This window comes from Lishizhenia sp. (assembly GCF_057456495.1).
Genome location: NZ_JBVCPV010000101.1, coordinates 1 through 10908, shown reverse-complemented (window position 1 = coordinate 10908; position 10908 = coordinate 1). Strand labels below are relative to the sequence as shown.

Annotated in this window: 10 protein-coding genes and 1 pseudogene; 5 read left to right on the top strand and 6 right to left on the bottom strand. The window is 37.1% G+C overall.

Going from position 1 to position 10908, the window contains the following annotated elements; genetic code table 11:
- The 5 genes from AC22ZQ_RS08605 to AC22ZQ_RS08585 form a co-directional block, all read left to right on the top strand.
- On the top strand, positions 1–453 hold a 453-nt coding region (locus AC22ZQ_RS08605), incomplete at its 5' end, for a T9SS type A sorting domain-containing protein (protein ID WP_318958372.1).
- 152 nt (positions 454–605) lie between these two features.
- Complete coding sequence (locus AC22ZQ_RS08600) at positions 606–1127, top strand: TlpA family protein disulfide reductase (RefSeq protein ID WP_318958371.1); 522 nt, start codon at positions 606–608, stop codon at positions 1125–1127.
- A gap of 30 nt (positions 1128–1157) precedes the next feature.
- A complete protein-coding gene (locus AC22ZQ_RS08595) occupies positions 1158–2852 on the top strand; it encodes a DUF6029 family protein (RefSeq protein WP_318958370.1) in 1695 nt (564 codons plus the stop codon).
- An 18-nt stretch (positions 2853–2870) separates the two neighbouring features.
- Positions 2871–3815, top strand: coding sequence for an Omp28-related outer membrane protein (locus tag AC22ZQ_RS08590; RefSeq protein ID WP_318958369.1), 945 nt, complete (start codon positions 2871–2873; stop codon positions 3813–3815).
- Positions 3816–3990: 175 nt separating this feature from the next.
- Positions 3991–4176, top strand: a complete 186-nt coding sequence (locus AC22ZQ_RS08585; protein WP_318958368.1) for a hypothetical protein — start codon at positions 3991–3993, stop codon at positions 4174–4176.
- A 13-nt stretch (positions 4177–4189) separates the two neighbouring features.
- Here the strand turns inward: AC22ZQ_RS08585 and queG are convergent, their stop codons facing one another.
- From queG to AC22ZQ_RS08555, 6 genes and pseudogenes are all read right to left on the bottom strand, one after another.
- Positions 4190–5119, bottom strand: a complete 930-nt coding sequence (gene queG, locus AC22ZQ_RS08580; protein ID WP_318958373.1) for a tRNA epoxyqueuosine(34) reductase QueG — start codon at positions 5117–5119, stop codon at positions 4190–4192.
- Entirely contained in the window at positions 5113–6135 is a 1023-nt protein-coding gene (gene ruvB, locus AC22ZQ_RS08575) for a Holliday junction branch migration DNA helicase RuvB (protein WP_318958367.1), read from the bottom strand. The genes queG and ruvB overlap by 7 nt, the downstream gene beginning before the upstream one ends.
- Before the next feature lie 76 nt (positions 6136–6211).
- Positions 6212–8008 (bottom strand): cytochrome c oxidase subunit I, encoded by a 1797-nt coding sequence (locus AC22ZQ_RS08570; RefSeq protein ID WP_318958366.1) that lies wholly within the window; start codon positions 8006–8008, stop codon positions 6212–6214.
- A 28-nt stretch (positions 8009–8036) separates the two neighbouring features.
- Positions 8037–9329, bottom strand: a complete 1293-nt coding sequence (locus tag AC22ZQ_RS08565) for a cytochrome c oxidase subunit II (RefSeq protein ID WP_318958365.1) — start codon at positions 9327–9329, stop codon at positions 8037–8039.
- Positions 9330–9362: 33 nt separating this feature from the next.
- Positions 9363–10556 (bottom strand): quinol:cytochrome C oxidoreductase, encoded by a 1194-nt coding sequence (locus AC22ZQ_RS08560; protein WP_318958364.1) that lies wholly within the window; start codon positions 10554–10556, stop codon positions 9363–9365.
- Between the two features lie 26 nt (positions 10557–10582).
- Positions 10583–10908 (bottom strand): annotated as a pseudogene (locus AC22ZQ_RS08555) (c-type cytochrome); the annotation flags it as partial.

The following is a 10908-nucleotide window of genomic DNA, read 5'->3' as shown; positions in this document are numbered from 1 at the left end:
GGATCTGTACCAGCAGGACAGATTAACGATGGAGATGTATTCTCTCACACGTTTACATTCAACTACAACCATGCTGAATGGTTCCCTGGAGATATGCACGCAGTTGCTTACTTCGTAAACAAAAACACAAACGAAATCTTCAACGCTTACGAAACTTCTATTACTGGAGCTGCAAGTGTTGAGAATGTTGAAGGAAACAACAACATTAAAGTTTACCCTAACCCATCAAACGGTATCTCTAACCTTGCAATCGAATTGGAAAACAATTCTAACGTAAGTGTTAACGTTACTGATGTTTTAGGAAATGTAGTTTACACGAAAGCTGCTAGCGATTTAGCGAACGGTACAAACGTATTGCCTATCGACTTAACGTCTGAAGCAAATGGTATGTACTTTGTTAACGTTACAGTTGACGGTGTTACAACTTCAATTAAAATGAACGTTTCTAAATAATATTTAGAAAAATCTTAATAAGAAAAGGGAAGTGCCTAGCACTTCCCTTTTTTCGTGATAGGAATTAAAGAATAATCAAGATTTTCATTTCTTCAAAGAAAACAATAGACCTATCTTTGTTAGGCATTAAAACAAACTATAAAAAATAAACCATGAGAAAAGCAGGAATAGGATTTTTAGCATTTGCGTTAGTATTCGCAATTACATCATTTACATTTTCAAATGATGAAGGAGGAAACAAATCATTACCTTCAGTGGATATTCAAAATATGAAAGGAGAAACGTTCAATACTCTGGACATAGCAAGTCACGACGGTCCGGTAATCATTAGCTTTTGGGCTACTTGGTGTTCACCATGTAAACGAGAACTTAACACTATCGCTGAATTATATACTGATTGGCAAGAAGAAACAGGAGTAGAACTTTACGCTGTATCTATTGACGACGAGAGAACAAAAAGTAGAGTTGAGCCTTACATCAATGCTCAGGCATGGGATTACAATATCTTATTAGATTCAAACTTCGATTTTAAAAGAGCAATGGGAGTGAATAACGTACCGCATACATTCATCGTAATGAACGGTAAAATTGTATACTCTCACAATAACTACGCTCCAGGTGATGAAGATGCGATTTACGATAAATTATTAGAATTGACAGCTGACGCTGAGTAATCCAACCCATCTTTATTTACGATTTTTACGATGAAGAAATTCTTATTGACACTTGCTATCGCATGTGGTTCTGCGGCTATTGCCCAAAACGACATGGGAAACATAACAGGTAACTTAGAGTCTACATTTCAATATTTAAGAAACGATCCTTTGATCGATGCCAATCAGCCACCTGAAAAGGCATTGATTAACTCTTACGCGAATATCTTTTACACCAAAGGTAATTTTAGCGCTGGAGCCAGAGTTGAATCTTACCTTCCAAGAATCCAAGGTTACCCGGATAGATTCTCTGGTACTGGTGTAGGTTTCAGATACATAGGTTATAAAACAGACTTTATAGATCTTACCATAGGTAACTTCTACGAACAATTCGGTTCTGGAATGATATTCAGATCTTATGAGCAGCGTGCTTTAGGTTATGATAATGCCATGGATGGAATTCGTTTGAAGCTTAATCCTTACAAAGGTATTCGAATCAAAGGTTTTTGGGGTAAACAAAGACTATCTTTTACAGATGGAAGAATCATTAACTCTGCAGGTCTTGTAAGAGGTTTTGATGGTGAAATCCACGTAAATCAAACCTTTGATAAAATGAATGACTTTCCAATTGACATTCGATTGGGAGCACAATTCGTAAGTAAGTACCAAGAAGACGATAACGATGAATTAATCTTACCAGAAAATGTGGGTGCATACGGAGCTCGCTTTGGTTTGAGATACAAAGGTTTTTATCTAAATGGTGAATACAACATTAAGGAAAACGACCCTTCTTCAGATAACGGTTATATCTACAATAACGGTCATGCTGCCTTAATTAATTTTGGATATTCTCGTAGAGGTTTAGGTATTGTGTTGTCTGCTAAGTCAACAGATAACATGAGTTTTAGAAGTGATAGAACCAAAGATTTGCAAGATGCTTTGATTAACTTCTTACCTCCAACCAACAAAACGCATACGTATAACTTAGTTGCTACTCTTTATCCTTATGCTACACAGCTTTTAGGAGAAGTAGGATACCAAGCTGACATTATCTATACGGTTCCAAAAAAATCAAAAATTGGAGGTAAATATGGAATGCCAATAAACATTAACTATTCTATCATTAACGGTTCGTTACAGAGCGGTGAAGGTGTTAGTTCTGGTGATTCTTTGCAACGTTTAAGACCGTATACGAATACACCATTTGCGACTTCTACAAATAACTACTGGCACGATTTCAACATTCAAATTAAACGTAAGTTTAACAAGAAATTTTACGCTATTGGTTCATACTACAACATCTTAATTAACAACGATGTTATTAAAGTAACCGATGACGCTAAAGGGAAAATTAATGCCCATATTGGAGTACTAGAAATGGGGTACAAGATTAATCGTAAACACAGTTTAAGAGCTGAATTCCAATCATTATTTGTGAATGATGTATACGATAAATCAGAAGGAAAAGAGGTGCCACAGGATAAAGGAAACTGGGCTACTGCTTTAATTGAATATACAATTTCTCCAAGTTGGTTTGTAAGTGTTATGGACCAATACAATTATGGAAATCCAGTAGCAAGTAATAGAATTCATTACATTGTAGGGTCTGTTGGATACGTTAAAGGTGCAACTAGAATCATGGCAACTTACGGTAGACAAAGAGCCGGTTTATTCTGTGTGGGAGGTGTTTGTAGATTTGTACCAGCCTCTAATGGTTTAACCGTTAGTCTTACTCAAAGTTTCTAACCCTAAAGAATTATTAAAATGAAAATACTTATAGCATTATCAGTCTTAGTTCTTGTATTCACAGCATCATGTGATAAGGTAGAATTTCCAGTTCAGCCTCAAGTCTCTAATGATTTTGATACAACTTTATATCCTGGAAATTTTAACACTTACTACAATACAGAGTGGCCTAATTTCGCGGAGAATACGAATACAAATAGAAACGTACTTATTGAAGACTTTACGGGACATAGATGCCCCAATTGTCCACCAGCTGCAGACGAAGCAGTAAACATTGCCAACAATAACCCGGGTCGAGTGGTTATCGCCTCTATACACGCTGGAAATGATCAAAATGACGGTATCGTACAGTTTCAAGAAACAAACGCTGATTTCCCAGAACAATTTTACAACGACATCGTTGTTGAATATGGTAAGTTTTTCGCCAATGGTTACCAATTCGTTGGTAATCCTCGAGGTACTGTAAACAGAACACCTTTCGATGCAAATGACGATAAATCATTGTTTGGAACAGCAGCAATATGGGGACAGCAAACATCTGCAATTATTTCTGCGAATGACCTTAAGGTAAATTTACAGTCTAAAGTAAACTACTTCTCGCAAAGTCATGCAATTTACTACCACTTAGAGGTAGACCTATTAGATCCATCTATCAAAGATGAGATTAAGGTAGTTAATTACTATGTAGAAAAGAAGTTTGTAGCTCCTCAAAAATACTTTGCCAATACAATTACAGATTACGAACATCACAACATTGTACGTGATGAGTTATCTAAAGCTGCTTTTGGTTTAGATCTATCATCAGCTGAAATTGACGCGGCTAAACCTGATAGATATTTAATGAACTACAGTTATGAGTTACCAGCTGATAAGACAGCGGACAACTCCATGGTTATCTCTTATGTGTACAACACAAACACATTAGAAGTCTATCAAGTGATAGAAACGGAGATTCAACCGTAATAGAATTTGTTTTAAATGCATAAAGCGTATCGATTTCGGTACGCTTTTTTTATTTCTGTTACCTAGCCGTGCCTTTAAATCTTTTTAACAATTCCTGTTTAAAAGTTTAAGTGACGAATAAAAAAGGGACTCGATTATTTTACTAAATTAGGAGAAGCAAAAAAAGGCAATAACCATGTTAGAATTAAGTAAGAAAATTTTGAAAAAAGTTAGTTTTGATAAGCTACTTTTTCAAAAGGAATTAAAAAAAGCACTAAAATGGATTACGGATGCTGAAGAAGCTAAAATGTTTAAAGAATACTGCATTAAAGAATTTTACCACTTGCATCCAACAATCATAAAGAAAACATTTGCCCTTTAGACTAAACCCACTATTAAGAAGACTTTAGAAAATTTACATTTCTTTTAACGCCGTTAAGCTTAGTTCGTTTAACGGCGCTTTTTTTGAATATCTCTCTATACACCTCCTCTGTTAAATCTTCCCAGTCCGACTTATTCATCTGCAATAATTGTTCATGAGGGTCAAAAGCAGGAGTATTATGGGGTTTAGAAAATCGGTTCCAGGGACAAACATCCTGACAGATGTCACAACCAAACATCCAATCCTCCATTTTACCTTTAAATTCATGCGGTAAAATTTCGTCTTTTAATTCTATCGTAAGATAACTAATACATTTGCTTCCATCCACTACGTAGGGTTCTACAATTGCATCTGTGGGACAAGCATCTATACAGCGCGTACACGTACCACAGTAATCTTTAATCGGACCATCTGGCTCCAATTCTAAATCCAATATCAATTCTGCTATAAAGAAAAAAGAACCGCTTTTGGTATTGATTAAATTGGAATTCTTACCTATCCAACCCAAGCCACTCTTTTTTGCCCATGCTTTGTCTAACACAGGAGCACTATCCACAAACATTCTTCCCCCTACTTCACCTATTTCATCTTGTATGAACTGAAAAAATTCTTTCAGCTTCTCTTTGATGACATGATGATAATCTTGTCCGTATGCATACTTGGATATTTTATAGGTGTTTTCAGGCTGTTTTTCGGCAGGATAATAATTCAACAGTAAAGAAACTACACTTTTAGCTCCATCCACCAGTAAACGTGGGTCTAAACGCTTATCAAAATGGTTCTCCATGTAATTCATCTTACCATGGCGTTGATCATTCAACCATTTCTCAAGACGTGGCGCTTCTTCATCCAAAAAATCTGCTTTGGATATACCACAAAAGAAAAAGCCCAAATCACGGGCTTTTTCTTTTATTAATCTTGTATGTTTTTCTTTACTCAAAATAATCCTCCTTGAGACCAACCTATATCCTTGCCCAAATGGGTATACGCCAGTTCGGTTACCTTACGCCCTCTTTGGGTACGTACTAAATATCCCTCTTGAATTAAAAATGGTTCGTATACTTCTTCCAATGTACCTGCATTCTCTCCAACCGCCGTAGCAAGCGTGGTAATACCTACTGGTCCTCCGCTAAATTTATCGATAAGAGTAGTTAATATTCTATTATCCATCTCATCCAATCCATTTTTATCCACATTCAATGCTTCTAAAGCATAGTTGGTAATCTTTAAATCAATTTTACCGCTTCCTTTGATTTGAGCAAAATCACGCACTCTTCTTAACAAGGCATTTGCTATACGCGGTGTACCTCTACTTCTACTTGCAATTTCATATGCTGCTTCATGATCAACCGGGATACCGAGCAAATCACATGATCTCTCCACTATAAGCGTTAGTGTTTTAGCATTGTAATACTGCAAACGAGAACTAATACCAAAACGTGCACGTAACGGCGCTGTAAGCAACCCAGAACGTGTTGTTGCCCCAATAAGTGTAAACGGATTTAAGGCAATTTGTACTGTTCGTGCATTCGGTCCAGAATCTATCATGATATCTATCACGTAATCTTCCATTGCTGAGTACAAATACTCCTCAATTACCGGACTTAACCTATGAATCTCATCGATGAATAATACATCTCCCTCTTCAAGGTTCGTTAACAATCCAGCCAAATCCCCTGGCTTATCCAATACTGGACCAGAAGTAACTTTAAAACCTACACCTAATTCATTGGCAATAATGTTTGCCAAGGTCGTTTTACCTAAACCTGGAGGTCCGTGCAATAATACGTGATCTAAAGGTTCTCCACGTTTCTTTGTAGCTTCAACGAATATCTCAAGATTTTCCAAAATCTTTTGCTGACCGGTAAAGTCTGAAAAAGCTTTCGGTCTTAGCACCTTGTCTATTTCTTGATCGCTGGTTAGCTGCTCACTTCTATAATCAAAATCTTCTTCCTCCACTAAAAACGCTTTGATGTAAAAATAAGAAAGCCCTATCAAAGGATAGAGCTTTCTTACAAATATTTATTAACTATTACTAGTGTTCTTCTTCACCTTCCATTAATGGAGTTGTTTGAGGAACAAAATCCTCTTCCATTCCTGGCTTAGAGTAATCGTAAGGCCATCTGTGTACCGTTGGTAATTCACCTGGCCAGTTACCGTGAACGTGCTCTACAGGAGTAGTCCACTCTAAAGTATTCGACTTCCAAGGGTTCTGTGGAGCAGCTTGTCCTCTGTAAATACTTACGAATAAGTTAAACAAGAAAACAATTTGTCCTAATGCTGCGATGATCGCGAAAACAGTAATGATAACGTTTAAGTCTAAGATCATTTCGTAAGCTCCTTTTGAGAATCCTTCGTAAACACTGTAATCGTAGTAACGACGTGGCGCTCCTGCTAATCCAACAAAGTGCATTGGGAAGAATACCCCGTAAGCTCCAACGATAGTAATCCAGAAGTGAACGTACCCTAAACGAGAGTTCATCATCTTACCATACATTTTAGGGAACCAGTGGTAAACTCCAGCAAACATTCCGAATACTGCAGACATACCCATTACAATGTGGAAGTGAGCAACAACGAAGTAAGTATCGTGTACTGCGATATCCAATGCTGAATCGGCTAAGATAATACCTGTAACACCACCTGTGATAAACGTAGATACTAAACCTACAGCGAACAACATTGCTGGCGTGTAAGTGATAGATCCCTTCCATAAAGTAGTTAAGTAGTTAAATACTTTTACTGCTGATGGAATTGCAATCAATAATGTTGTAAATACGAACACAGATCCTAAGAATGGGTTCATACCTGTAACTAACATGTGGTGACCCCATACGATGAATGATAGGAAACCAATAGCTAAGATAGAACCAATCATCGCTCTGTAACCGAAGATAGGTTTTCTTGAGTTCGTAGAAATAATTTCTGATGATAACCCTAATGCTGGTAACAATACGATGTATACCTCAGGGTGACCTAAGAACCAGAATAAGTGTTGGTACAACACTGGAGATCCACCTACATTCTCTAACATCTCACCACCAACGATGATATCTGATAAGTAGAATGAAGTACCCATTGTTCTATCCATCAATAACAATAATGCTGCTGATAATAAAACTGGGAAAGATAATACCCCTAAGATTGCTGTTACTAAGAACGCCCATATTGTTAATGGCATTCTCGTCATTTTCATTCCAGTTGTTCTTAAGTTCAATACAGTTACGATGTAGTTCAAAGATCCAATTAATGAAGATGCAATGAAAATAGTCATCGATGTTAACCACATTGTCATACCTAAACCTGAACCAGAAACTGCCTGTGGCAATGCTGATAAAGGAGGGTAGATTGTCCAACCTGCCATCGCTGGTCCCGTCTCAATAAATAAAGACGCAAACATGATTAATGAAGACAAGAAGAATAACCAGTATGACAACATGTTTAAGAAACCTGATGCCATATCTCTTGCTCCAATTTGCAATGGAATAAGTAAGTTAGAGAACGTTCCTGATAAACCACCTGTTAAAAGGAAGAATACCATTAATGTACCGTGAATTGTAACCAAACCAAGGTACATTTCATTATTTAATATTCCGTTTGGAGCCCATTTCTCTCCTAAGAACATACTTAAGAAGTCAGACGACTCACCTGGCCATGCCAATTGTATTCTAAATAGAATAGACAATAACATTGCGACCAATCCCATGAATACAGCAGTCATTAAGAACTGCTTACCAATCATTTTGTGATCCTGGCTAAAGATGTACTTAGATACGAAACTCTCTTCGTGATGATCGTGTCCGTGATCTGCTCCGTGCGCTACTGCTGCCATTTCTAATCTTTTAATTTTATTATTATTCTTACTTTTCTTCTGTATCTAATGAAGCTTCAATTGCTTTATAAGATTCTAATAAAGCTTCTCTTTTCTTCATTTGTTCCGCTTTCTCCGCAGCTGATAAATTTGCTGGATCAGCATCGTATCCGAAGTAAGTCTTCCCATTGTACGTTGTTTTGTTCACTTTCCAGTTGTAGTACTGTTCAGCGTTCATTACACGTACAGGCATTTTCATGTTGTAGTGAGATCCACCACAAATCTTGTTACACATTAAGATGTACTCAAATTCCTCATCGTTCATCTCATCACGCATTTCTTCCGTCGTGTAAATCGGCTGGAATTTCATACGTGTTTCCATTCCTGGAACAGTGTTCATTTGTGCTCTAAAGTGCGGGAAGTATGCAGAGTGAATTACATCCTTAGAACGGAATGTGAATTCGTAATTCTGACCTTTTAATAAAACTAAGGTATCTGCAAAGAAATCGTTCGCTGCTAATGCATCTAAAGAATCGTTGTGTGTGATTCCCATTTGCGTTAACAATCTGTGCAATCTTTGTTTAACACCTAATTCGTTCGTTAATTTTTCTCTTTCTTCAACACTCATAATCACATTAGGATCATTTAAAGTTTCTTCTAAAACTTTGATTGATCCAATCTGACCGTAATCCATTGAGTCTCTAGCTGCATCGATATTTGCCTGGCTTACCAAAGCAAATTCATTTTCAGCTGTTGTCAATTTGTAGTCATATGCTCCTAAGGTGTTATCCATTCCAGAGTATCTTGCTTTCCAAGCAAACTGCCAAGAGAAAACCTCTACTCTTTCAGCTTCTGGTGCAGATTCATCTGTAATATCATTCCAAGTTCTTAAACCTAAGATGATGATTACAGCCAACACTAAAGCTGGAATAACTGTCCAAATTGCTTCTAATTTATTTGAGTGAGCAAAGAATACTGCCTTTACTCCTGGTCTCTTCACGTATTTCCAAGCAAATACAAACAATAATGTATTTGTTAAGAAGAATACCGCGATAATAATCACAAAGTTCAAGTTCAATAACCAGTCAGTTCCTACACCATGTGTAGAAGCTGCAGGTCCTCTTCCTGTCCAACCGAACTTTAACATCAACCATATAAAACCTGCATAGAAAAAGATCATAAACGCCAACATTAAGTTCGCATTTAATTTGTTATCTCTATTCGGAATATCCTCTTCCTTGCGTCCACTGTGCTTACGAGAAAGTTCGTTCAATCTTACCAATTGAGCTACCCCTATTACTCCTAAGACAATTACAATCAGTATAACTAATTTATTTATCATTGCTTCTTAATTATATCTTTCTACTCCTGTTTATTATATGTCGTGATGTAATGATTCATCCAAGAATGGGTGATTCACTGCTACCAACGGCGCTTTCGTTAAGTTTGTTAATACAACTCTCACGAAGAATCCTAAGCATAATACAGCCATACCCAAGTCTAATAATCCAACTGAAGCTTTTGGTCCAATTGTTCCTGGCATAACCATTACCCATACATCTAACCAGTGACCTGCAAAGATGATTAATCCAACGAAAGTTAAAATTCCTGCGTGTCTCTTCGCGTCTCTTGACATTAAAATCAACATTGGGAATGCGAAGTTAATGAAGAACATACCGAAGTACAAGAATGTAAAGTTATCTCTTCTAGTTAAGTAGTAAGTAACCTCCTCAGGGATGTTAGCATACCAGATCAACATGAACTGAGAGAACCATAAGTAAGACCACAAGAATGAAGTTGCGAATGTCCATTTACCTAAATCGTGAATGTGAGATTCGTTTACTTTTGGTAAGTATCCTTTTTTCTTAAGGTATAATGTCAACGTAACCAATACAATCATTGTTGAACACCATGTACCTGCGAAAGTGTACCATCCAAATAATGTTGAGAACCAGTGAGTGTCGATAGACATGATCCAGTCCCAAGAAGAAGTAGAACTAAAGTAAGCGAAGAACACTAAGAATGCCGCTCCTTTTCTATAATTCTTAAAGTGAAGATCTACTGCCATATCAGCATTTTGATCTTGTAGTATACTTCTATTTTTGAATCCTCTCCAGAAAATAAGGTAGATACCCATGTAAGCTAAAGTTCTGATCCAAAAGAATACTTGGTTCAAGTAAGCAGATTTACCACTTACTAAACTATCGTGAGCTACTGTATCTGGATCCATCCACATGTAAACATGTCCACCGTGTGTAAATGATAAAGTCAATAATGTAATCAACATCATACCTACACCGAATGGTAAAAATCCTGCTACCGCTTCAATTACTCTTTTAATTACAGCATACCATCCTGTTTCTGTAGCGTATTGTAACGCCAAGAAGAACAATGCTCCCAATCCTATTCCGAAGAAGAAGAAAGAGTTCACGAGCATGTTACTGTAAATCTTTGTACCTAATTGGTGATCTCCCATCGCCATAATAACGCCAACAAGCGTAAACACTATACCAACCGCCATTAACACGGTAGTTAACATTTTGGCTTTATTTGAAACTTGAAATTCCATTTTATCCTATCTTGTTTTTGTTATTATTAATGATGATCAGCTTCTGCGTGAGCATCTTCTACTACTACTGTAGAATCAGCCATTACTGGTTCTGCTACTGGAGCCGCACCTGCTTCTGGCAAATTCTTCATATAATCGTCAAATCTGAATTTGTTTACGTAATGTACCAATGTCCAAATTTGCTCATTGTTTAACAAACTCGCGTGAGCTCCCATTGCTCCTTTACCGTAGTAAATAGAATAGAATACTTGTCCGTCTGCTAAATCTGTTTTCGTTTTGTAATCAGGAACCCCTGCATACGCACCGCTTTCAACCATTGGTCCGTTACCATCTCCCTTTTCACCGTGACAGT